Genomic DNA, 23967 nt, shown 5'->3' on the forward strand with positions numbered 1-23967 from the left:
AAAGTAGAAAACACCAACAGGAAAAGAAATCGCCAGTCCCAACAACTGTAAAAGAAATAACTGGAAATCAGTAACAGTAGGTTTTGTTTCCTCAGTGACTTATTGAGAACAAACCAATACAGAAAAAAAACTATGACGAAAAAAAGTAAAAATTGTAGGGAATTAAACAGCATCTCTGCTGCAATATTGCAATTTTTTCAGTGTATAATCTAGGATTTTGCATGAAATTATTTCCTTCTAAAGCTTGCATACCAGAGCGAATTGAAGAAATTAGGCATTTCCGATTATGCAATTAATGTGTATATCCCGAAGTATCATTCGCGTCTGCAAAATCTATTCCGATTGCACCGGAACGTTGCGAAAGTTTTTATTTTCCCACACATTCCAGCGAATACCGCACCAATGCGCCCATGGTTTTACATTGCAGAAACTGATCGTCTTTATAAAATTCAGCTAGTTCTGATTTTAGCTGCAATACTTTTTCTGGTTTCGAAATGGTGTCGGCCTCCATCGATTCCAACAAAGCGTTCAACTGTTTTCCTGCAGCTTTCATACGCCTTACAATCAGGGAGCGTTCTTCCTGCTGATATTGTTCGATATTTTCAGCGGAAAGCAATTCCTGAACCAACAGCACCAATGCATAGTTTTCTTTAAAGAACTGCGGTAAATAAAGATTTTTCCGGCCTTCATAACTTTGCTGATCAAAATCAATTGCACGAATACGAAACTGCACCTCTTCAAAATCAGGTGTGATGTCAAAAACATAGTTGTAAGAACGCATATCGCCCAAAAGCCTTACAAAACAACGCTCATTAAACTTCACCAGTTCTTTGGCAATACGTACTTTATTAAACTCTGGATTGTTCAGGTAAAACTGAATAAACTGGTCGCCGGGAATGCCTGCAATATGTTCTTCCACCAGCGTAGCCTCGTTTACAAAATAGTTGATTCGCGAAGGCGAAAGAATATGTTCCAGCTCTAGTCCATAAATGCGGCTGGCATCGGCCCGTTTGATATAGAAATAGTCATAGTTATCATTAAAATTGTTCACGATTTTGATGCGGAATGGGTGCGAATTACCAAACGTACAATAGTCCACACGCTCCACATGCAGATGTTTGTGCACGCTGCTGTCACCCTCTGTTTTCAAAATGGAATAGATTTGCTTCAGACCTTCATGCAGCAGATGTTGGTCGTTGGTATTATACAAAGCCATCTCCCAAAGCGTATCCTTGCCATTTTTATCGTAGATCGGAATAGCGCTATCAAAACGAAGCAGATCGTCGTATTGAACCGGCAGCATAATTTCACGACCATAATAAATAAGGTATTCCCGCAAAATATCATTCACCGGAAAACTGGGCTTCTTCTTCGAGATAGACTGCGTCATCGGGTGTTTATGTTGATACGTCGACATGTTTGTACGTTGATATGTTGACACGTTGATGCGTCACAACATTTCTAAAGTTACAGGTTTCATACAAGGTAAAGTCAATGGCAGCTTTAATCCATTAACGAACCACCGTTTTAACCTTTTCACCTATCAACGTACCAACATATCAACGTATAACGTATCTTGACGTCCTCAAAAGCATTTGCACATGAACGACGTGGCGCAGCCAAAGTCTTATACATCCGCACTCGTTGCCATTATTTCGGTATTCTTCTTCTGGGGATTCGTAGCCGCTTCCAACGGTGTACTGATTCCAATGTTCCGAAAACATTTTGATCTCACGCAATTCCAGTCGCAGCTAGTAGATTTCGCCTTTTACATTGCCTATTTCGTAGGCTCGCTGATTTATTTCCTATGGTCGCTATTTCTTGGTGATCCGTTAAATAAGATCGGTTATAAAAAAGGTCTGATCATCGGTCTGCTGGTTTCTGCCTGTGGCGCTTTATTATTTATACCTGCGGTAAATGCGGTTTCGTATGGCATTTTCCTTACCGGTCTCTTTGTAATTGGAATTGGTTTTGCATTGCTGCAAATTGTGGCCAATCCATTTGTGATTAATCTTGGCGACCCGGCAAAAGGCGCATCCAGATTGAATCTTGCGGGTGGCATCAACTCACTGGGTACTACCATCGGACCAATTATTCTGGCCTTTGCGCTTTATGGAAAAATCATTCCCGGCAAAGAAGCTTCCATTGGTTTAGATAACCTGAAAATACCTTACGTAACGCTTGCGGTGGTTTTGACAGCACTGGCGTTGCTGATTGCGGCCGTAAAAATGCCCGTGATCAAAAACGAAAGTGTTATCGAACGTAAAGTGGAAGCGTTTCAATATCCGCAGCTCACACTCGGCATGATCGCCATCTTTGTGTATGTGGGCGTGGAGGTAACCATTCAAAGTAATCTTGGCGCGTTACTGAAACTGCCGGACATCAAAGGCATCGATCATACAATGGTCGATAAATATATCGCACTTTATTGGGGAAGTCTGATGATCGGCCGTATGAGCAGTGCTTTGAAAACATTTAATCTAAGTAAAGGTGTTTACAATGTACTTTCTATTGTTGTTCCGTTTGTCGTGTTCGGCATTGTGATGTACTTCAGTTCGCTGCGTGGCTTTGAGGTAAATGACCTCTGGAATTATGCCGCCTGGATTGTAGTATTTATCCTGGTGAAATATGCAGGACAGGAAAAGCCTTCCAAAACCCTCATGTTATTCGGCATTTCGGCCATCGTGATGATGCTTATCGGTTTGTTTACTACCGGAGACGTTGCGCTGTTTTCATTTATCAGCGGCGGACTTTTCTGCAGTGTAATGTGGCCTTGTATCTTCAATCTGGCAATTGCCGGTCTGGGAAAATATACCAATCAGGGTTCTTCACTCCTTATTATGATGATTCTCGGTGGGGCAATAATTCCACCGCTGCAGGGCGCCATTTCTGATAATCCGTCTATCGGAATACATAATTCATACTGGGTACCGGTTCTGGGATTTGCCTACCTCGCGTGGTACGGTTTTGCTTCCCGTCGTATTTTGCAAAAACAAGGAATAGACTATGACACAAACACTGGCGCTGGGCATTGATATCGGCGGCACCAATACATCTTTCGGCATCGTAAACCGCCGTGGTGAAATTGTAGCAAAAGGCGGCATGCGTACCAAAGATTATCCGGTACTGTCCACGTTTTTGCAGGCTTTAAAAAAAGAAATCAGTCCATTATTAGAACAAGTAGGCCATGAAAATATCGCAGGGTGTGGGGTAGGAGCGCCCAATGGCAATTTTTACACCGGCGAAATTGCATTTGCACCAAACCTCCCGTGGGAAGGCGTTATTCCGTTAGCTAAACTGATCGGTGATACCTTTCAGATGAAGGTGACGCTTACCAACGATGCTAATGCGGCGGCGCTGGGAGAAATGATGTACGGTGCAGCGAAAGGGATGAAAGATTTCATCCTCGTAACATTAGGCACGGGTGTTGGCAGCGGTTTTGTATCTAACGGGCAAATGATCTATGGTGCGGACGGTTTTGCCGGTGAACTCGGTCACGTGATCTCGGTTCGCGACGGTCGCTTGTGTGGCTGCGGACGTCATGGTTGTCTGGAACAGTACACATCTGCTTCCGGGATTATTAAAACTGCCGAATTATGGCTCGAAGAACGCGATGATGAAACAGTGCTGCGCCCACTAAAAGGAAAAGTCGGAGGCCGCGATATTCATCATGCAGCAGAAAATGGCGATGCGTTTGCCTTGGAGATCTTCAACTATACAGCAAAAATTTTGGGTCAGACATTAGCTGACGCCGTGGCAATTACTTCGCCTGAAGCTATTATTTTTTTTGGTGGATTAGCAAAAAGCGGAGACCTGCTTTTGGCCCCCGCTCATTTGTATATGGAGATGAATTTACTCCGCGTTTATAAAAATAAAGTTCAGTTTATTCAGTCAGCGTTACCAGATTCTGACGCAGCGATATTAGGCGCCAGTGCGCTGGTTTGGTAGGATAATATTTCAAGGTTGAACGATTCTGCAGCAGGCATTTCTTCTTTAGTAAGTGCCTGCTTATTTCTTTTATGGGCGATGCGCTGATGTACTGTCGATTTGTAAAACAGATGATTGCAAACTACTGCAGCAACTACTGCCGAAAGTATGTAGAATACACCGGTATCATGCAGAAAGAAGACGCTGCCGTCATGGCGCGCAGTTTCTGTCGGAGCGATAACTACATGGAATACATACATGCAAAGACCTTGGATCACAATGCCCGGAGTAATGCTTTTGCTCAATATTCTGAAATACGTAATCACAAAGCTTAGCGAAACCATTAAAATCGTAAACATGGGTAAGCTAAACCATAGTGGTGTATCGGAATACATAAACCGGGTATGAATAATCAACGGGTATTGGCATACCGCAGAGATCAAACCAATGTACAAGCTCGTTTTGCGGAAGCCATATAACTTTAGAAAATTGCTGAGGAGAAAACCACGCCACATCATTTCCTGCAATGCAGCAAATGTCAATGTCAGGGGCAAACCAATCACAACCAATGCCGGATTGATTGCTATGTTTCCACTGATAATCGTTGTTTCGGCGAGCAGATTCAACCCATAAGGTACCCAGCAAATCAAGACGGCAACCATCAATGCTTGGCTGAGGTATCTGTTTTTCGCCCGCTTAAACGCAAAGCTTTTAAAATCTTTCCCATAAATAAATGCTGAGACAAATGCACTTAAACCAATAATCCCAGCATAAATGCCATTTGCTCTGAGACTGTCGTGTGCAGGCCCAACGTGCAGATAGCTACTGGCCAGGAGCATCCCAGCCATTACAAGCACCAAACTTAGTAACACGGCGAAGCCAATTTTTTTCGTAGGTAGATTTGTAAACATCTTTCGGGGAATTTGGGTAATCAATGTGCTTTATTTCAATCTGGGAGCTAAATAAATAAATAAATCACTAATAGGTTGTAACTCGATTGTTAATGTCATCTAATTCACGTTCGAATAACAAAATAACCCCGCTCAAAAATCGCGCCAGATGAGCCACTGATTTCAAAAAAAATCTGCATTTCCCCTTTGGCATTCGGTAAAAATCTTATTTAGACTGAACTCTAACGAACAAATAAATATCCCTGAAAATACATTAAAAATTATTCACATCCCACCACATAATATAATGAACAATACAAAAAAAGGTTGTCCCGTAAAGCAGGGACAACCTTTAAATTATCTATCAGTTCAACTGAGGACTATCGTCTTGGTTCAGACCTTGGTGCTGACGGTTGCATTGGCTGAGATCTTGGCTGCTCCATATGCGGTTGTTGCTGTGGCATTGGTTGCGGTGCTCTCTGCGGCTGTTGTACCGGTTGTGCCTGAGGACGATTCCATTCCTGGCGCTGTGGTTGTTGCGCCGGTTGAGCTGGCTGTCTGCTCCAGTCCTGACGCTGCGGCTGTTGAACTGGCTGTGGTTGATTCCACTGCTGACGTTGAGGTTGCTGCTGCGCAGGCTGTGGTTGATTCCATTGTTGCTGTCTTACCGGCTGCTGCGTCGGTTGTTGCTGATTCCATTGCTGTTGTCTTACCGGTTCTTGTGTCGGTTGCTGACGGGCCGGTTGTGTTTGCAAACTCTGGTTTGGCTGTACCTGTACTGGTCTTGCTGCCTGCGTTGCCTGTGAACCCGGATTCTGCTGTTGCGTATACTGCGGACGTGTATTGGTCACCGGACGCGCGTTCAGTACCGTTTCCCGACCTTGAGGACGATTATTACTTATTGCCGCAGGTGAACCAATTGCCTGTTGCGGACGTACGATCTGCCTCGGTGCACTGCTATTATTCTGTCCTCTGTTGATAGTAGGACGATAAATATTCACAGTATTATTATTCACAGTTGTTGTGCCCGGACGGCCTGAATTTGAAATATTGTAGACATTCACCCTTTGATGTGTTACATTTTGAATGTCCGTTGGACGTGGACCTGTAACATACGTAGTGTGGTGGCTATTGTTGATATACGTGTTATTGATGATCGTGGTATTATTAATAATGGTCGTGTTATAACGTGGACCACGGTAATAACTCTGGAAGCGCGGATAGTAGATATAGCGGTTAGGAATAAATACCCACCAGTCCATCGGGTAGCTCCATCCAAAAGAAACAGAGATACTCACGCCAGGCCCCATTGGCGCCCAGCCGTAATAGTCGTTGTTAGAACGCCAGCAAACCCATGCCGGTCCCCATTCATTTCCTGGAATCCAGATCCAGCCATAGTAGCCGTCGAAAGTCCAGCGACCGTAGTGAAACGGTGCCCAGCCCCACGGATAATCAGAAACCCAGGTATTCCCATATTGGGTCATTACCCAGTGACCACTGCTATAGTAGGGACGGAAATCCGGTCCCACATTCGGCAACCATACATAACCATACTTCGGATCCTGTATCCATTGTCCGTAAGGTGATAATGCGTCGTAGAAATTCTGGTAAGAAGCGGCATAACCGTTATTGTCATTATAATTTACATAATCCCCATTGCCATTGTCATTATAATTCTCATCATTATAAATCTGTGCAACTGATTTTGTGGCGGGCGTCATAAAAAATAAAGATAATGCCAGTGCGAGTCCTGTTTTTTTCAATAAAGTGCTCATAAAATGGTTTGGTTAAAAAGTCAAAATGAAACTTGCTCTTACCTAATTAAACACAAATTACTGGCCAAAATCTCACAAGACAATGTTAAAGAGTTTAAATCATTTTATAAATTCACGGATGCATATTCTATTACTTCATGGTGCCATTGGCGCTGCGGATCAATTGAAGCCGCTGGCTGACAAGCTCAGCAAGGATTTTACAGTACATATACTAAATTTCTCAGGACATGGTGGTGAGCCATTTTCGGAGCAGCCATTTTCCATTCCGCTTTTTGCAGAAGAGGTATTGGCATATCTCGACCAGAACGGTATTGAGCAGGTAAACATCTTTGGCTTCAGCATGGGCGGTTTCGTTGGCATGTATCTCGCCAAACATTATCCAAAACATGTTTTGAAATTAATGACACTGGCAACCAAATTTGACTGGAACAAAGAAATTGCAGAAAAAGAAAAGCAAATGATTAATCCGGAAAAGATTACCGCAAAGGTTCCGGCATTCGCAGAAAGTCTTGAAAAACGCCACACGCCAAACAACTGGAAAGAAGTACTAGCGCGAATGGCTGATATGATTACCGCTTTGGGCGAGAAAAACGCAATGACAACAGAAGATTACGCAGCCATTGAAATTCCCGTATTAATGTTGCTTGGAGATCGTGATAAGATGGTGACTTTAGACGAAACACTTCGGGTTTATAAAACCCTGCCAAATGCACAAATGGGTATGCTGCCGGCTACCGGTCATCCGATTGAACAGGCAGACCTGGACCTGGTTGGCTTCTATATCAACCGTTTCTTTAATCACGAGGGTGCTTAAAGCATGAAAAATTTCTGATAATATTCACAAAAACAGGCAGATCTTTCCTGATTCCATTTTAGTGCCTGTTTATTTTCTATTACCTTTGGCAACAACATTTTGGTTAAAATCTATGAAGAAAAATATAGCATTGCTGGCAGGGGGATATTCCGGTGAATATGTAATTTCTATCAAGTCTGCACAGACCATAGAAAACAATCTCGACAGCAGCAAATACAGCACGTACAAAATCGTTGTGACTCGCGATGGCTGGTGGCATGAGGCAGCAGACGGTGCTAAATATTCTGTAGATAAAAATGATTTTTCACTGCAGATCGGCGGCGAACACATCCGCTTCGACGCAGTTTTTATAGCCATTCACGGCACACCAGGCGAAGATGGCCGCATCCAGGGTTATCTTGATATGTTGCAGATTCCGTACACAACCTGTAATGCAATCGTTTCCGCGCTTACGTTCAATAAAAGCTATTGCAACAAAGTGGTAAAAGCATTTAACATTGTAGGTATTGCGAATTCAGTGCATCTGATCAAAGGCGAACCTTATTCAATGGGCAATATTCTAGAACATTTGCGTCTGCCGGTTTTCGTAAAACCAAATGAAAGCGGTTCCAGCCTCGGCGTAAGCAAAGTGAAATTGGTAGAAGAATTGCTGCCGGCGATCGAAAAAGCTTTTAAAGAAGACGATCAGGTACTGATCGAGGAATTTATCGAAGGTCGTGAATTGACAATTGGTGTATATAAAGTAAACGGACAGCTACATGTATTGCCGCCTACTGAAATCATGAGTCAGAACGAGTTTTTTGACTATGAAGCAAAATATACGCCAGGCGTCACCAATGAGATAACGCCTGCTGTTATTTCAAATGACGTATTGGAACAGCTTCAAAATAAAGCTGCTTACATTTATCGCCATTTGAATTGCCGTGGCGTTGTACGGATGGATTTTATTCTCCAAAATGGTACTAATAAATTGTATTTCCTGGAAGTAAATACCATGCCGGGACAAAGCGAAAACAGTCTGATTCCGCAACAAGTCCGTGCAGCAGGCCTCAACCTGACCGATTTTTACGGCGCATTGCTGGAAGAATCGCTAAGCGCGCCTAAAAATGTAGTGGCGACCGAGATCTAATTGCAGACAGATTTTCGTATTTTTTGATTTCCATTAAAACACAATATGGAAGGCGGATTAAAAAAGTCTTTTTTATTTAACCTCATTATTGTCCTCGTGCTTTGCGCGGGGCTTTATGCTTTATTCTTCCTGAGCCTTGGCTTATTAACTCACCACGGCGAAGAGGTAAAGGTCCCAAAGATTATTGGACAGGACCTCAAAGTGGCATTGGCACAACTCACCAAAGAAGGATTTGATGTACAGATCGATTCCGCATACGAACCGGATCAAAAACCGTTTGTGGTTTTGGGTCAGCAACCGGAAGTAGGCGCTGTAGTCAAACATGGCCGTACGCTGTTTCTTACTGTCAACAAAGCTGAGCCGCTGAAAACGGCCATGCCAAACCTGATTGGCCTTTCTTACCGTAGTGCCGTCCTGATTCTGAAAAGCAACCGTCTGGTGCTGGGTGATACTTCTTACAAACCAGATATTGCCAAAGGTGCGATTTTAGAACAGTCGATGAATGGACAGGTCATCCGCCCCGGACAAATTATTTCGCAGGGCAGCGTTATCAGTCTGGTAATCGGTGATGGTCTGGGCGAGACAGAAATGAATGTGCCCGACCTGATCGGCATTTCTTATGATGAAGCGATGGCAACGCTGAGCGCTTCCGGATTAAAAGGAGAAGCCGTTTGGCAAGGCGAAATCACAGACTCAGGCAGCGCGGTGATTTACGATCAGCAACCACACGCGACTAATGATATGATGGCGCCAAACCGTATTCGCGAAGGCGATGCAATTGGTATTTATATCAAACAATCGCCAACGGATGACGAGATCCAGAACAATAGAAGAGGCGGTTCCGCAGTTAGTAATAGTACAAACAGTACCGATACTGCTAAAAAAACTCCATAGCACGTGATTTGGAAAAAAATATCAATACTGGCGCAGATAGTCGCTTTGCTGACTTTCGGCTTTTCGCTGAAAGCACAAGAGCACGTTGCGCCCGTTAATTATAATCCATTCGTGAAAACAGCGAAGAAGGAACTGAAACCGTTGCAGCGAACCACTGCCGCAAGTCTGCCTTTCTTCGATGATTTCACCACTTACAGCGCTCTTCCGGACAAAAATAACTGGATGGAAAATGAGGTGTACATCAATAATACAATGGGTGTGGCACCGATCACCAGAGGTGTGGCCACGTTTGATGCGCTCAACGCAAATGGTGTACCGTATGATTCGCTTAACCGAAACGCGGTTGGCTATGCAGATAGTCTTACTTCTGTTCCGATAGATCTCAGCGGACACACGCCAGGTGATAGTCTTTATCTCAGTTTTTTTTATCAGCCGGCGGGAATGGGTTTCGCACCAGATGCCGGAGATTCTCTGGAACTGTACATGTTACAGCGGAATGGCGAATGGCGCCAGGTTTGGTCTGTAGACGGAGATACCTCAGTCCCGTTTGCTCAAGTTATGATTCCGGTGACTGATACAGAATTTTTCTACAGTCAATTCCAGTTTCGCTTCGTAAATATCGCATCAATAAATATTAACGATGACATCTGGAACCTGGATTATGTGCGTTTCGACGCTAATCGAAATATCAATGATACTGCGGTAAATGATGTGGCATTTTCCGAGAATCCCGGTTTTATGCTGAATGACCTTACGTACATGCCGTATCGTCATTTCCTCGTTAATCCAAATTCTTTCCGGGCAAACACGCAAAATGTTTATGTGCGGAACAATTATTCGACGCCGAAATCACTTGTATTTTCACTGGATGCCAATGAAACCACAACAGGCGCCCATCTGTCTTCCTCTTCCAACAATCCGCTGGCAATAGGAAACTACACAGATCTGCAGACTTCGGTAAATGTATATACCAATACAATTGCGTCACCGGGTACCTACAACAAAGTAATTTTTGAAAATAAATTCGCGCTAAGTGGCACTGCCGCGACGGAGCCCAAAGCAAACGACACAATTATCCAGCAGCAGATTTTTGATAATTATCTGGCCTATGATGATGGAACAGCCGAAAAAAGCTATTTCCTGAATTTATTCTCGACGCTGCCGGGTAAAATTGCAATCGAATATAATCTTGCACAACCCGATACAATCTGGGGGATTTCTATCTATTTCGGACGTCAGGTTCCAATGGGTACGAACAAATTTTTCTCGGCAATTGTATACGCCAGCATCACGCCAAACAGTCCGGCAGAAAGCGTCGTTTATGAGGAGGATTTGCTGCAGCCAAGCTATGATTCGGTCAATCATTTCTGGAATTACCGCTTTACCACACCAGTACTTATGCCTGCAGGGCAGTTTTATATTGGCACCTTACAACCGGCACTGAGCGGTTCCGACAGTTTATATATCGGTTTGGACTTGAATAGAGTAGGGGGCAACCATGCCTATTATAACGTTCTGGACAATTGGGTTTCTTCAAGTGTCAGTGGTGCGTTGATGATTCGTCCGATATTGGGCGAAAACTTTACACCTACTGCAGTAGCTGACGTACATACGCCAAAAGCGACGGTCGTTTACCCAAATCCGGCAAACGATGTTATTTATCTGTCACAGCTGAATAGCACAAAACCATTTAACTTTGAGATTGCTGATATACAGGGCAGGATAGTGCTGAAGGGGCAGACATCCAATGATAAACCGATTGGAATCAGTAATTTTTCACCGGGCGTTTATACTGTGAGATCAATGCAAAACGATCAATGGACGCAGCCGGAAAAAATCGTGAAATTATAATTTACCAACACATGCAAGAAATAACAGTAGACGAATTGAAAAGCCGTCTGGACGCAGGCGAGCACTTAAACGTAATTGATGTTCGCGAGCCGAATGAATATGCGGAATACAATATTGATGCAAAACTCATTCCGCTTGGAAACATTATGAGTATGCAAATCGATGATCTGGAACCGCTGAAAAATGAAGAACTGATCATTCATTGCCGTTCCGGAAAACGAAGCATGCAGGCTTGCATGATGCTCGAAACAATGGGTTTCACAAATGTGAAAAACGTGGTAGGCGGCATCCTAGCGTGGCAGGAAAAATTCGGAAAATAAGATAACTTTAAAGAAATAGTCCGGTCGTAACGCCGGGCTATTTTTACAATAAAAACAGGGAGCGCATTGCACGATATAGAACCATATTTCAACTGGAGACATCTGTACGCAGCGGAAGAAGATGAAAATTCACCTTTCTTCGGCCGCGAGTACAGCGAATTTGAATTCAGCAACACTGTTTATAATTACTATATACATCCGCAGTGGGACGATTTCGGATCCCGCACTTTATATCTGAAAATCCTTTACGCTGATTACGATTTCAACTTTGTTATCATAGAAATGATAGGAGAGTGGAACGACGCTGTAGAAAATGATATCATGCAACTGAAACGTTCTATTATAGATCCATTGGTGGCAAAAGGCATTTACAAGTTTGTTCTCGTTACTGAAAACGTAATGAATTTCCACAGCAGTGACCGTGATTATTACGAAGAATGGAGTGATGATATAAAAGACGATGGCGGGTGGATTGTGGCTATTAATATGCCGGAACAAACCAAATACGACGTACAGCGATCACATATTGACTGGTATGTAAAACTGATGGACGTACCGGCCTGGCGAACTTTCCAGCCATTACATTTCTTCCAGCTGGTAGATAATAATATCATGAAAATGCTCGACTAGGCATTTTTGTTTTTCTTTGCGCTCTTATTGCTTCTAGAATGTTTTCAATTTCCGACATCCGACTCGATATGCTGGCTACCCATTACGTGGGTAATAAAGCCAACGGAGAAGATATTTATATTTCAAAAGAGCTCGTGGAGCTGGAATCGCACGAACTCAAAAGTGTTTTGCTGCAGTATTTCCTGACGCCGTTCCAGGAAGCGGCATCTTTTCATTTCTGGCATGCTTCCGATTTGAAATTGCACGAAATCATGCATTTTGCCTCTGCGATCTTCGATAATCCGGATGAATTTGCGTTACAATCGGCAAATATTGCGCGTCATCTACATGAAGCCACCAATTTGCCCAACATCAAAAGCGGCGAAGTTCACATCGCATATTTCAAAGGTTGCCCGGTAGATGGTAAGATGGTAGACGCGATCGGGATATATAAAACCGAATCGAAGGAAAAATTTCTAAAAATCAACCAAACCCGCGGCGGTTATTTGTTTGAACCAGATGAAGGTGTTAATCCGAACAAGATGGACAAAGGCTGCCTGATTTTCAATATTGAGCGAGAAGAAGGTTACCGCGTACATGTAGTAGACAAAACCAACAAAGGCAACGAAGCTCAGTTCTGGAAAGACATTTTTCTAAAAGTGCGCGCTTCAGCCGATGAATATCATACGACGCACGATTACCTGAAGCTCTGCAAGGAATTTATCGTTGATCAGATTCCAGGCGAATATGAAGTTACCAAAGTAGAGCAGATTGATTATTTGAACAAATCCGTTGATTATTTCAAGAAAAAAGAAGAATTCAATAAAGAAGAGTTTGAGCAGGAAGTGTTTAAAATACCAGAACTAATCGATTCCTTCCGCAAGTATGAAAAGCAATTTGAGGAAAACTATGAGGTGGAATTTGCTAATAATTTCGACATTTCCAGTCAGGCGGTAAAAAAACAATCGCGTGTTTTCAAAAGCGTTCTTAAACTCGATAAGAACTTTCACGTGTATATCCACGGCAATAGCGACATGATCGAGAAAGGTTACGACCCGCAAGTGGGTATGAACTACTATAAAATTTATTTCGAAGAAGAAAATTAAACGCCTTCGTGCATTGAAATAACAAAGCCTCCGCAAAAATGCGGAGGCTTTTATCTGGAGTATTGTCGGTTATTTTATTTGTCATTCACACCGGTCCAAACCCTCAATTTTTTTCATGGCTTTAAAGCTTATCTGTTATGGTCGGTATAAAGTTACGGAAAAGCAGATCTTGCTTAACATAATACAGAACATTTAAGACAATTTTATGGATTTGAAGATTTACAGCATTGTCGGCTTATTGAAGCTGAGCAAGTGTTGGCACGATAATTGTTTATAAACAAACAATAGGGTTTATAGGGGCTGGTGTATTCTTACACTGGCTTTTTTTTGTAAAAATTTGGCATGCAATTTGATATACAGTCAACAAAAAACGTTTTTAAATGAAAAAACTACTCGTGTTGCCATTAGCCCTGGTTTTATCTACAACCTTCGGACAGACTAAAAATGAACAGAGTAATAAGCCTACAGCTAATAAAGAGGCAAAGCCATTTGTAAAACATGCTGCTGCAAGTGCTTATCGCGATGGTGGCCTTTATATTTTTACTGACTGCAAACCACAAGTTTCATATACGGTGATGGGTTCGATAAATGGTGATCCATCAACAAATTATGAAACAACGAAGAAAAATTTTGTTACGCAGGCGAAGCAAAAGTATTACAAAGCTGATGGTCTTATTTTGTTTTTCTCCAACGATGGCTCAAGCAGAGCTGACGTGATAAAATTCAAGTAACATGATGGCTGTTTATTGCTTTGAAAAAGAGCATCAAACAGCCAATTCTTTTCATATTCTCAGTAAAAACTCTTACATACTTAACATAATGTAAATTATAGAACAAAATTGTACGGTGAAAAAGGAGCGTACTGGCTTAATTTATTGCCTTCTGGGACAAAGAAATAATTGGTTAAATGGCTAGTTCGCCGCTTTTTTATAACCGTAACTTATTTAACCTGTTGCTCGTTTTAAGCATTTGACGTCAACTGACTTATTTCAGCAATTAACGAATTGCCTCAATTAACTGACGTAATTTTACAGCATGATAAACACAGCAGTTCATCGAACGGTGATTAAAAAAATCAATGCTGCCAGTGTGGTCGAAATGGAAGATCTGCTGGCGGCGGAAGAGCCAATGGAATTACGATTGCTGATGGGACCTCCGGATGACCGAACACAGAAAAGTCTGTCGGTAACGATGAGAACACCCGGCAACGACGCCGAGCTGGCCATGGGCTTCCTTTTTACAGAAGGCATTATCCAATCCGCAGACGATGTGGTAGATATCCGGCATATTTCCGACGACGAAAATATAATCGTTGCAACACTGAGCGAAGGCGTAACACCTGATACACAGCAAATGGAACGTCATTTCTATACAACATCCAGCTGCGGCGTTTGTGGTAAATCTTCCATTGATGCCGTTAAAGTGGTTCGAAACAAACTTTTCCAATCTCATCATTTTACAGTTCCGGCGGCTACGCTCTACAGTCTCCCCGATCAATTAGCCCAAATTCAGGAGGTATTCGAAAGTACGGGCGGTTTACATGCATCCGCACTTTTTGATCTTTCCGGGAACAACCTGATTGTGCGCGAAGATGTGGGTCGCCATAATGCTTTGGATAAAGTGATTGGTGCGATGCTCAATGAAGCCAGGGTGCCACTACAGGATCATATCTTGCTGCTGAGCGGCCGGGCGAGCTTTGAATTAATACAAAAAGCAGCAATGGCTGGCATTCGTCTGGTGGCTGCGGTTGGCGCACCATCCAGTCTCGCTGTACAGTTGGCCAAGGACCAGGAAATCACGCTTGTTGGTTTTCTGCGCGGCGAACGTTTCAATATATATTCCGGCGAACAAAGAATTGTATTTTAGCGAAGCAATTTCCAAAACATATTTAGATGGCAACCAATATCCCACTGATTCCGAATCCCGAGAATCCGGAACATTTTACGGGCATCAGGATTTCGAAACCAAAAACCGTTGCTGCCGGTATTCCTGCCGTTATCTCCAGTTTTAAGCATATCAAGGCCGAAATGAGCATCTTTCGCGGCATGAAAGCTTTACTGGCGCTGAATCAGAAAGGAGGTTTTGATTGTCCGAGTTGCGCCTGGCCTGATCCGGATGACGAACGCTCGGGTATTGCGGAATATTGCGAAAATGGCGCCAAAGCGGTAGCAGAGGAAGCTACAGAGAAAAGATTAAGAGCTGATTTCTTCCGGGACAATTCCGTGTATGATCTGGCACAGCTCACGGATTACGAAATCGGGAAGAAAGGCCGGATTGCAGAACCTATGTATCTGCCGGAAGGCGCTACGCATTATCAGCCGATCAGCTGGAACAACGCATTTCAGAAAATCGCCGCTCATCTCAACCATTTAAGTCATCCCAACGAAGCTATATTTTATACTTCTGGCCGTGCCAGCAACGAAGCCGCTTTTTTATATCAGCTTTTCGTTCGCGAATATGGTACTAATAATCTGCCTGATTGCTCCAATATGTGCCATGAAAGCAGCGGTGTTGCGTTGAATGAATCGGTGGGCATTGGTAAAGGTTCGGTTACGCTGGAGGATTTTTACGAGGCAGAAGTAATTATGATTCTCGGACAAAATCCGGGGACGAATCACCCGCGGATGCTGTCGGCCTTGCAAAAAGCAAAACGGAACGGCGCAATGATTATCTCGGTCAATCCCCTGCCGGAAACTGGTCTCATGGGTTTTGACAATCCACAGCAAGTAAAAGGAATCCTCGGCATTGAAAGTGTGCTCACGGATATTTTCTTGCATGTAAGAATCAACGGCGATATGGCGTTGCTAAAGGCTGTTGAACTGCTATTGCTGGAAGAAGAACAGAAAAATCCGGGGAGTATTTTTGATCATGAATTTATTGAAAATCAAACTGCTGGATATTCGGAATTCATCAATCACCTAAAGCAGTATAATGTGCAGGAATTAGCGGATCAATGCGGCATTCACATTGATCAGATCCGCGAAACTGCAGCGGCTTTAAAAGATAAAAAGAAAATCATCGCCTGCTGGGCGATGGGTTTGACCCAACATAAAAACGCAGTAGCGACCATCCGTGAACTGGTAAATCTGCTGCTACTGAAAGGAAGTATCGGTAAACCAGGCGCCGGTACTTGTCCGGTTCGCGGGCATAGTAATGTACAGGGCGACCGGACAATGGGCATTTACGAAAAACCTTCCAAGGCGTTTCTCAACAGCATTGAGCAAAACTTCGGTTTTCATCCGCCGCAGGAACATGGTTTCGATACGGTTGAAGCCATTCATGCCATGCATGATGAAAAAGGAAAAGTATTTTTTGCCCTGGGCGGGAACTTTCTTTCGGCTACGCCGGATACGCTTTACACCGCGGAAGCGCTGCGGAATTGCGCATTGACAGTGCATGTTTCTACAAAACTGAACCGCTCTCACCTCGTTCACGGAAAAGAAGCGATCATACTACCCTGCTATGGCCGCAGCGATATGGATATGACCGGCGGAAGGGAGCCGCAGTTCGTAAGTTGCGAAAACTCAATGGGTGTGGTGCAGATGTCGAAAGGAATACTTAAACCGGTTTCGGATGACTTAATGAGCGAACCTGCGATTATCTGTCATCTGGCAAAGGCGACACTTAACGGCAGATCTGTCGTTAACTGGGATCAGTACCTCAATCATTATGACCATATCCGCACCGATATTGAACGGACAATTCCCGGATTTGATGACTATAATAAAAGAGTGCGCGAACCAGGCGGTTTTTATCTGCCTAATAACTCACGCGTTGGCAAATTTGATACGACAACTCAAAAGGCAAATTTCCACGTAGCAGATGTAACGGTACAAAAACTAGAAAAGGATGAACTGATGATGATGACAATCCGTAGTCATGATCAGTTTAATACAACGATTTATGGCCTGGATGATCGCTATCGGGGTATTCATAACGAACGGCGCATTATTTTCATGAACCAGGCTGATATCTATGATTTCGGGTTCAAAAACGGCGATGTCGTAGATCTCCATAATTACGATGACGGTGTGGAACGCATTGCCCGGAAGTTTATTATCGTGCCTTTTGCCATCCCCCGCCAGTGTACTGCTACGTATTTTCCTGAAACAAATGTGTTGGTTCCTATCAAAAGTACAGCCGAAAAAAGCAATACTCCGGTGAGTAAGCTGATTGTAATAAAACTAAAAAAATGTACATCTTAAAGTAAAATAGACGTCCTTTGCAATGATTTTTGATTAAAACTGAACACCTTAATGCTATGAAACCAACCACCAGTTTTAAACAACAAGCATGACAAAACATTACACCAAACACCTTTTACCTTTATTATTACTATTGATCGCCTACCCATTCAGCCGCACCAACGCACAAAACTGCGTCGGGCAGCCGCTATTTCCGGCAGGTACTTACACGATCAACAACACACAGCCGACTGCAGGCACCAATTTTCATTCTTTCGGAGACGCCGTTAATGCCATTTCCTGTGGTATTGCAGGTCCGGTGGTTTTTAATTGTGCGCCGGGTACCGGACCGTATAATGAACAGGTGATCATTCCGGCGATTGCGAATACTTCTCAGACGAATTATGTGCTTTTTAACGGAAACAACGACACTGTTTCTTTTAATGCTACTGTCTCCACACAACCAGCGACTATTAAACTGCTGGGAGCACATAATATCATTCTTAATAACCTGGTAGTAGTAGCAGGATCTCAAAACCTCGCTTATGGGATTCACCTTATGAGTGATGCCGATTCCAATAAAATTATTAACTGTACTGTCATTTCAGATCGCGTAGGTGTCAGTTCTTCTGGCTCTGCCGGCATTTTGATAAATGGTATAACCAATAACACTTATTCGGCTTCGACATCAAATTGTGATTATAACATAATCTCAAACAATACAGTCATTGGTGGATATGTTGGCATTTGTTATGCTTCAAATACTGCAGGTAAAACAAAAGGTACGCGTATTACCAATAACGTTATTCAGGATTTTGCATCTTATGGTATCTATACTAATTATGCGGACAGTGTACTTATAGAAAGTAATAGTATTAGCCGTCCAATGCGAACTAATTCCACGGCTGCTACTTACGGCATCTATTTGTCGAATGCATCAACACGTATTAAAATTTCAAAGAACAGAATATTTAACCTTTACGGTAACATTGATTCCAGTAACGGAACTCAATTTATTAGTTTAAATAATCCGGGAGCTACTTTGGGTAATGAAAACGAGATATCCAATAACCTGATTTATTCAACAAAGGGTAAGTCTAGTTTTTGGGGAATTTATTGCGCTCAGGTTACCTATACTAAGATTTTTCAAAACACAATAGCGTTAGACGATACCGCCGCACTTTATTATAGCGGCAGTCTCGCTGGTGTTCGAGGTTTTATGTATGCACCCAGTGGAACTCCGACGAATGTATTTTTTGAAAACAACATTATTTCTATTGGATATGGTGGTACCTCAACTAAATATTGTGTTTATGCACAAGGTACTACAGGACTTACGCTCAACAACAATGTCTACTTCATGCATGCCACTTCAGGCAGTACTGTAGCGACGGGTTATTGGACTGCCAACAGAACGACACTCTCCGACTGGCAAAATGCTTCCGGTCAGGATAACTACTCCGTTGCCGTAGACCCGATGTATCAAAACCCGGCGAACGGAATTTTTAAACCGACGAACCTTGCCATCAATAATATTGGTGCAGTGCTGGGTGTCGGTACGGATATTGTTGGTGCGGCGAGAGATCCGCAAACGCCAGATCCGGGCGCTTACGAATTCGGAAATCTCTGCGATACTTCTTTTCATATTTATCCGGGTACGGCAACAACAACTTCTGTTACTTTCAGCTGGGATCATGTTGCTGTTTCTACCGGTTATGAATATCTGATAGATCAGAATGCTAATGGTCCGCTTACGGGAGGTGGCATTGCTACAACTGATACTTTTGCTACTGTCTCCTCCGGATTAATTACCGGTGGTAGCTATTATTTCCACGTAAGAACGAACTGCGGTGCCGGCAATTTCTCCGACTGGAAAACGTTTGCATTCACTATGCCTTGCGATAATATTTCAGTTGGTACTACTACAGCAACGGGCGGTATCAACTTCTGCCCCGGCGATAGTCTGAAAGTAAGCACCATTATTACAGGCGCCACTGGTAGCTTGACGTTTCAATGGTCGCTATGGGGAAATAATTCAATTCCGGGAGCTACAGACTCAGTTTACTACGCACACAATTCCGGATTTTATTTTGTAAAAGTTTCAAGCAGTCCTTATTGCTATGTAAACGGCGGCATTATGCTTGTGGCTTTTTATCCGATAAATGCTGCTATAACGCCTGCATCGATTAATATCTGTGATGGTCAGTCAGCAGTTTTAGAAGCAAACAATACAACAGGCATTACCTACCAATGGAAGAAAGATGGTCAGGATATTGTTGGCGCAACTTCCTTTAGTCATACCGATTCTGTGGCGGGTAATTATGTTGTCATTGAAACAGACGCGCACAATTGTCGTGATAGTTCAAATATTGTTCCGTTTACCGTAATGCCAACGCCAACTGCAACCATTACCGCGTCTTCGCTTAATTTTTGTACCAACGACAGTACCCTGCTTACTGCACCAATCGCCAATTCTTATTCCTACACCTGGCTCAATAACGGCAACACATTTGCCAGCGGATTGCAAAATACCCAGATAGTTTACATCGGTGGCGAATATAGAGTAGCGGTAACACAAGGATTGTGTACGGATACTTCTGATGTTATTGCCGTTACTACAAAACCATTACCGGTTCCGATTATTAGTCAAACTGGCACAACACTCGCTACTGGCCTGTTCAATAGTTACCAATGGTATAAAGACGGTACAGTCATTACTGGCGCGACTGATCAGCTGTATGAAGTAACTGAAGATGGCGCTTATACAGTGATGGTGTCTGATACCAGCGGCTGTAGTGGCAGTGCTGCTGCAGCAATTACTATGACTAATGTTGGGGTAAATGAAGTAAATGCACACAACGGGATTACTGTTTATCCAAACCCGGTTTCCGATATCCTGATGATCAATGCGCCAAATGCGGTGAATGCTCAGGTGACGGGGCTTGATGGTAAAGTGGTGTTGCAACAACAAAATGCGCATCAGTTGGATATGAGTACATTAGCCAACGGGACTTATATTTTACGTATCTCCGACAACAGCGGGCAATTATTGTACAGCACCAGCGTTGTTAAGAAATCGCATTAGATTTAATCAATGAAGCAATTATTAGGCGTCGTTTTAGGTATCACTATTTGTGCCGTAGCCTGTAAAAAGAAGGACAGTGGTGGAGATACACTGCCTGAAAATTCATGGCGGTTTAACGATACACTTTATCATATCACCAAGACGGCCTACAGCAAGACTTCTGATACCGCGAACTATTTCAACGTTGAATCAAGTTCACCTGGGTTTCGTTACGGGAAACTGACGTTTTCTTTTCGTTCGTACCCGACCGCAGGTTCTTATAAAATTGCAAGTTCAATGCCAACAGACGACCAATCGGTATTGATAAATATTCAGATTGGCAGCGCCTATTATACAGCAACGAGCGATGGCGCACAATTAGGGGTTAATATTTCCGGTGGTTATGTTCAGTTGGTTGGTAACGGTATTGTGGTTCAGAATAACAACAACGCCAGTGATCAGACCTATATAGCGGTCAATGCTTTCTTTTAACAAGCCGAAGGCTAAACTTAACGCGGAAAAAACCGATAACTCTTATTCGAAGACATTTACCATCGCTTTTAACGAATTATAATCGGGCTATTCGTAGCCCGATTATTTTTGCACCCTACTTCAAACCTTTGTCTTTTTGGATTTTTTTTACGCCTTTATAGATTGTTTAAAGACCATTTTTCTACTGAATTTTGCTTTAAGAATTCAAACAAAAGGGGTTTTGTCTCACTCATAGGTTGGATGAGTGTGAATTCTGATCTTTCGTTAAAGTTCATACCAAATGAACAAAAGGCATCCTGTAAGGTGCCTTTATTTTTTGGCACAATAGTTGATCTATATAAAACGGTTCTCGTGATTGTATCACGCATAGGGTGTGTTTTTTTAGCCAGTCTATTTTTAGGCTGGCTTTTTTAGTTTGCAAAAAACGGCATGATAATTGCACTTAAAAAAGTACTTCAAATTTGATTTGAGTCATAAAAAAAGTTTACGCCGCGCTAGTCTTGGCGCGGCCTTTATCCGGGCTTCGTATTTCTGTTCATTCATAGGTTTTTTAGTTAAACTACGGTCGCACCATTCCTGGTGTGACCTTTTTTAAATCGGCACGATATTGGTCACCCTGAGCGGAGTCGAAGGGCTACCTAAAAAATACAAACCCCGCGATTTACTCGCGGGATTTTCTTTTATACAGGTAAGAAATACTGATATGAATAATCGGTTTAAATTGAACGACAATAGAGTTCCTGAATATTTATCTTTTCATTCTTCAGGGCAAACATTGTATGTCATTGTTAATCAATCCCCTTAATAATGCTCAAAATCGTCCTTACGATTTACCAAAATTGTCCTTACGAGTTGAGCAAATCGTAAGGACGATTTTGGCAAGTTCCGTACAGGAGTTCGACAAATGATACGGTACAAAAACAAGAATCCTTCGAACTAGTCGCGGGATTTCTCATAATCTATTATTTATAACTTATAAGCTCAAACGCAGAAGACGCGGGCAGATTTTTTCGTTCCCTCAGCATAAACAAAAAAAGCCCCGCGAATTACTCGCGGGGCTTCCTATAATCTATTACTTAAAACTTAAAACTTATAACGTAGAACTTAAGCCACCGTCTCACCGTACATTTCAGCTTTCAGCGTTTTTACACGAGCATCATTCAGGTAGTCATCGAAGCTTGTTTCACGATCAATCAAACCACTTGGTGTCAGCTCCAGAACGCGATCTGCAACCGTCTGTGCCAGTTCATGGTCACGCGTGGTAAACAGGATCGTTCCTTTGAAATCTTTCAAACCGTTGTTGAGTGCGGTGATTGATTCCAGATCAAGGTGGTTCGTTGGTTCATCCATACACAGCACGTTACCTTTCAGCATCATCATACGACTCATCATACAACGCATTTTTTCACCACCGGAAAGAACGGTACATTTTTTCAGTGTTTCTTCGCCAGAGAATAACATACGACCGAGGAAACCACGGATGAAAGTTTCGTCTTTTTCTTCAGAATACTGACGCAGCCAATCGATCAGGTTAAGATCTTTACCCGCGAAATACTCAGTATTATCATTCGGCAGGTAAGTTGGTGTGATCGTTACACCCCATTTGAAAGAACCTTCAAAATCAGTGTCTTCACCCATCAGAATTTTATAGAAAGCTGTTGTGGCCAGGCTGTTTTCAGAAACGATGGCAATTTTCTGACCACGTTTCAGATCGAAGCTGATGTTTTTGAACATCTGTTCGCCATTCAGCGTTTTACTCAGACCTTTTACTTCCAGAATCTGATCACCCGCTTCACGCACCTGATTATTAAACAGGATTGCAGGATATTTACGAGTACTTGCTACCATGTCTTCCAGCTTGATTTTGTCCAAAGCTTTCTTACGGCTGGTTGCCTGTTTAGATTTAGAAGCGTTCGCAGAGAATCGCGCGATGAACTCTTTCAGTTCGGCGATTTTATCTTCTGCTTTTTTATTCGAATCAGTACGTTGTTTCAGCAACAATTGGCTGGATTCGTACCAGAACGAGTAGTTACCCGAGAAAATAGTGATTTTACCGAAATCGATATCAGCAACGTTCGTACAAACCGCATCGAGAAAGTGACGATCGTGCGATACAACGAGAACGATCTTGTCATAATCTGCCAGGAAGTTTTCCAACCAGGCGATTGTCTGAAGATCCAGGTCATTGGTAGGTTCATCGAGCAGCAGGATATCCGGATTACCGAACAGTGCCTGTGCCAGGAGTACGCGTACTTTTTGATTACCGTCGAGTTCTTTCAGCAAACGGTAGTGTTGGTCTTCCTTGATGCCAAGGCTGCTCAGCAAAGTAGCCGCATCGCTTTCGGCGTTCCAGCCGTCCATTTCCGCAAACAAACCTTCCAGTTCACCAGCTTTGATACCGTCTTCTTCTGTAAAATCTTCTTTTGCATACAATGCATCTTTCTGACGCATTACATCAAACAATGTAGTATTGCCACGCAGCACTGTTTCCAAAACCGTTACTTCATCAAATTCATAGTGGTTTTGTTTCAAAACGCTCATGCGCTGACCCTTGCCTATTTCTACTCTGCCGGTAGTAGGATCGATCTCGCCGGAAAGGATTTTCAAAAATGTAGATTTACCTGCACCGTTAGCACCAATGATACCGTAGCAATTGCCTTCGGTAAAACGGATGTTCACATCTTCAAACAGCACGCGCTTACCATAACGAAGCGATAAATTAGAAACTGATAACATAATATTCTGAGTACGCTTAAAAACTGAATTAATATTCGGCGGGAAGACTCACAATCAATGTGTTCGGAATACGAAGTTCCTGTTTATTCTACCCTTCCCTTTCGGGCTTGCCAAAGGAGGTGCAAAGTTACTTAATAATACTGGTTAATTGCGGGTTAAAAGGTTAAAAAGTTAAG

The 23967-nt window shown here is 42.9% G+C and carries 18 protein-coding genes; 14 read left to right on the plus strand and 4 right to left on the minus strand.

The genetic code is table 11. The features are described from left to right. Positions 1-367: 367 nt before the first annotated feature. Positions 368-1417, minus strand: coding sequence for a hypothetical protein (locus DN068_RS20610; RefSeq protein WP_243630359.1), 1050 nt, complete (start codon positions 1415-1417; stop codon positions 368-370). A 184-nt stretch (positions 1418-1601) separates the two neighbouring features. On the opposite strand from DN068_RS20610, the gene DN068_RS20615 reads away from it, so the two are divergent. Both DN068_RS20615 and DN068_RS20620 read left to right on the plus strand, forming a co-directional pair. After that, entirely contained in the window at positions 1602-3035 is a 1434-nt protein-coding gene (locus DN068_RS20615; RefSeq protein ID WP_111000836.1) for an MFS transporter, read from the plus strand. Continuing rightward, on the plus strand, positions 3007-3948 hold the full coding sequence (locus DN068_RS20620; RefSeq protein WP_111000837.1) for an ROK family protein: 942 nt from the start codon (positions 3007-3009) through the stop codon (positions 3946-3948). The genes DN068_RS20615 and DN068_RS20620 overlap by 29 nt, the downstream gene beginning before the upstream one ends. Here DN068_RS20620 and DN068_RS20625 read toward each other — a convergent pair. Then, a complete protein-coding gene (locus DN068_RS20625) occupies positions 3888-4838 on the minus strand; it encodes a CPBP family glutamic-type intramembrane protease (protein ID WP_111000838.1) in 951 nt (316 codons plus the stop codon). The two genes, DN068_RS20620 and DN068_RS20625, sit on opposite strands and share 61 nt — an antisense overlap. A gap of 359 nt (positions 4839-5197) precedes the next feature. Beyond that, complete coding sequence (locus DN068_RS20630) at positions 5198-6592, minus strand: DUF6600 domain-containing protein (RefSeq protein WP_111000839.1); 1395 nt, start codon at positions 6590-6592, stop codon at positions 5198-5200. A 118-nt stretch (positions 6593-6710) separates the two neighbouring features. On the opposite strand from DN068_RS20630, the gene DN068_RS20635 reads away from it, so the two are divergent. The 12 genes from DN068_RS20635 (at position 6711) to DN068_RS20690 (ending at position 21055) form a co-directional block, all read left to right on the plus strand. Further along, on the plus strand, positions 6711-7406 hold the full coding sequence (locus DN068_RS20635) for an alpha/beta fold hydrolase (RefSeq protein WP_111000840.1): 696 nt from the start codon (positions 6711-6713) through the stop codon (positions 7404-7406). A 112-nt stretch (positions 7407-7518) separates the two neighbouring features. Continuing rightward, positions 7519-8535, plus strand: coding sequence for a D-alanine--D-alanine ligase (locus DN068_RS20640; protein ID WP_111000841.1), 1017 nt, complete (start codon positions 7519-7521; stop codon positions 8533-8535). Between the two features lie 45 nt (positions 8536-8580). Further along, entirely contained in the window at positions 8581-9429 is an 849-nt protein-coding gene (locus DN068_RS20645; RefSeq protein WP_111000842.1) for a PASTA domain-containing protein, read from the plus strand. Positions 9430-9432: 3 nt separating this feature from the next. After that, a complete protein-coding gene (locus DN068_RS20650) occupies positions 9433-11280 on the plus strand; it encodes a T9SS type A sorting domain-containing protein (protein ID WP_123985436.1) in 1848 nt (615 codons plus the stop codon). Positions 11281-11291: 11 nt separating this feature from the next. Beyond that, positions 11292-11600 (plus strand): rhodanese-like domain-containing protein, encoded by a 309-nt coding sequence (locus DN068_RS20655; RefSeq protein WP_111000873.1) that lies wholly within the window; start codon positions 11292-11294, stop codon positions 11598-11600. Positions 11601-11666: 66 nt separating this feature from the next. Beyond that, positions 11667-12230: a hypothetical protein gene (locus DN068_RS20660; protein ID WP_111000844.1), complete on the plus strand. Its 564-nt coding sequence runs from the start codon at positions 11667-11669 to the stop codon at positions 12228-12230. 38 nt (positions 12231-12268) lie between these two features. Further along, positions 12269-13315, plus strand: coding sequence for a nucleoid-associated protein (locus DN068_RS20665; protein WP_111000845.1), 1047 nt, complete (start codon positions 12269-12271; stop codon positions 13313-13315). A gap of 380 nt (positions 13316-13695) precedes the next feature. Further along, positions 13696-14046 (plus strand): hypothetical protein, encoded by a 351-nt coding sequence (locus tag DN068_RS20670; RefSeq protein ID WP_111000846.1) that lies wholly within the window; start codon positions 13696-13698, stop codon positions 14044-14046. Between the two features lie 304 nt (positions 14047-14350). Beyond that, on the plus strand, positions 14351-15181 hold the full coding sequence (gene fdhD / locus DN068_RS20675) for a formate dehydrogenase accessory sulfurtransferase FdhD (protein WP_111000847.1): 831 nt from the start codon (positions 14351-14353) through the stop codon (positions 15179-15181). Between the two features lie 26 nt (positions 15182-15207). Further along, positions 15208-17520, plus strand: coding sequence for an FdhF/YdeP family oxidoreductase (locus DN068_RS20680; protein ID WP_111000848.1), 2313 nt, complete (start codon positions 15208-15210; stop codon positions 17518-17520). Between the two features lie 88 nt (positions 17521-17608). Beyond that, positions 17609-20584: a T9SS type A sorting domain-containing protein gene (locus tag DN068_RS20685; RefSeq protein ID WP_111000849.1), complete on the plus strand. Its 2976-nt coding sequence runs from the start codon at positions 17609-17611 to the stop codon at positions 20582-20584. A gap of 9 nt (positions 20585-20593) precedes the next feature. Beyond that, positions 20594-21055, plus strand: coding sequence for a hypothetical protein (locus DN068_RS20690; RefSeq protein WP_111000850.1), 462 nt, complete (start codon positions 20594-20596; stop codon positions 21053-21055). A 1104-nt stretch (positions 21056-22159) separates the two neighbouring features. On the opposite strand, the gene DN068_RS20695 is transcribed toward DN068_RS20690, so the two are convergent. Further along, the gene (locus tag DN068_RS20695) at positions 22160-23791 is read right to left on the minus strand and encodes an ABC-F family ATP-binding cassette domain-containing protein (protein ID WP_111000851.1); all 1632 of its coding nucleotides are present in this window, start codon (positions 23789-23791) and stop codon (positions 22160-22162) included. Positions 23792-23967: the final 176 nt, after the last annotated feature.

Source organism: Taibaiella soli (assembly GCF_003236175.1).
Taxonomy (GTDB): Bacteria; Bacteroidota; Bacteroidia; order Chitinophagales; family Chitinophagaceae; genus QKTW01.

Coding starts and splice junctions, on each gene's coding strand:
- DN068_RS20610 (WP_243630359.1), bottom strand. CDS start 1,417: ATGTCGACGTATCAACATAAACACCCGATGACGCAGTCTATCTCGAAG.
- DN068_RS20615 (WP_111000836.1), top strand. CDS start 1,602: ATGAACGACGTGGCGCAGCCAAAGTCTTATACATCCGCACTCGTTGCC.
- DN068_RS20620 (WP_111000837.1), top strand. CDS start 3,007: ATGACACAAACACTGGCGCTGGGCATTGATATCGGCGGCACCAATACA.
- DN068_RS20625 (WP_111000838.1), bottom strand. CDS start 4,838: ATGTTTACAAATCTACCTACGAAAAAAATTGGCTTCGCCGTGTTACTA.
- DN068_RS20630 (WP_111000839.1), bottom strand. CDS start 6,592: ATGAGCACTTTATTGAAAAAAACAGGACTCGCACTGGCATTATCTTTA.
- DN068_RS20635 (WP_111000840.1), top strand. CDS start 6,711: ATGCATATTCTATTACTTCATGGTGCCATTGGCGCTGCGGATCAATTG.
- DN068_RS20640 (WP_111000841.1), top strand. CDS start 7,519: ATGAAGAAAAATATAGCATTGCTGGCAGGGGGATATTCCGGTGAATAT.
- DN068_RS20645 (WP_111000842.1), top strand. CDS start 8,581: ATGGAAGGCGGATTAAAAAAGTCTTTTTTATTTAACCTCATTATTGTC.
- DN068_RS20655 (WP_111000873.1), top strand. CDS start 11,292: ATGCAAGAAATAACAGTAGACGAATTGAAAAGCCGTCTGGACGCAGGC.
- DN068_RS20665 (WP_111000845.1), top strand. CDS start 12,269: ATGTTTTCAATTTCCGACATCCGACTCGATATGCTGGCTACCCATTAC.
- DN068_RS20670 (WP_111000846.1), top strand. CDS start 13,696: ATGAAAAAACTACTCGTGTTGCCATTAGCCCTGGTTTTATCTACAACC.
- fdhD (WP_111000847.1), top strand. CDS start 14,351: ATGATAAACACAGCAGTTCATCGAACGGTGATTAAAAAAATCAATGCT.
- DN068_RS20680 (WP_111000848.1), top strand. CDS start 15,208: ATGGCAACCAATATCCCACTGATTCCGAATCCCGAGAATCCGGAACAT.
- DN068_RS20685 (WP_111000849.1), top strand. CDS start 17,609: ATGACAAAACATTACACCAAACACCTTTTACCTTTATTATTACTATTG.
- DN068_RS20690 (WP_111000850.1), top strand. CDS start 20,594: ATGAAGCAATTATTAGGCGTCGTTTTAGGTATCACTATTTGTGCCGTA.
- DN068_RS20695 (WP_111000851.1), bottom strand. CDS start 23,791: ATGTTATCAGTTTCTAATTTATCGCTTCGTTATGGTAAGCGCGTGCTG.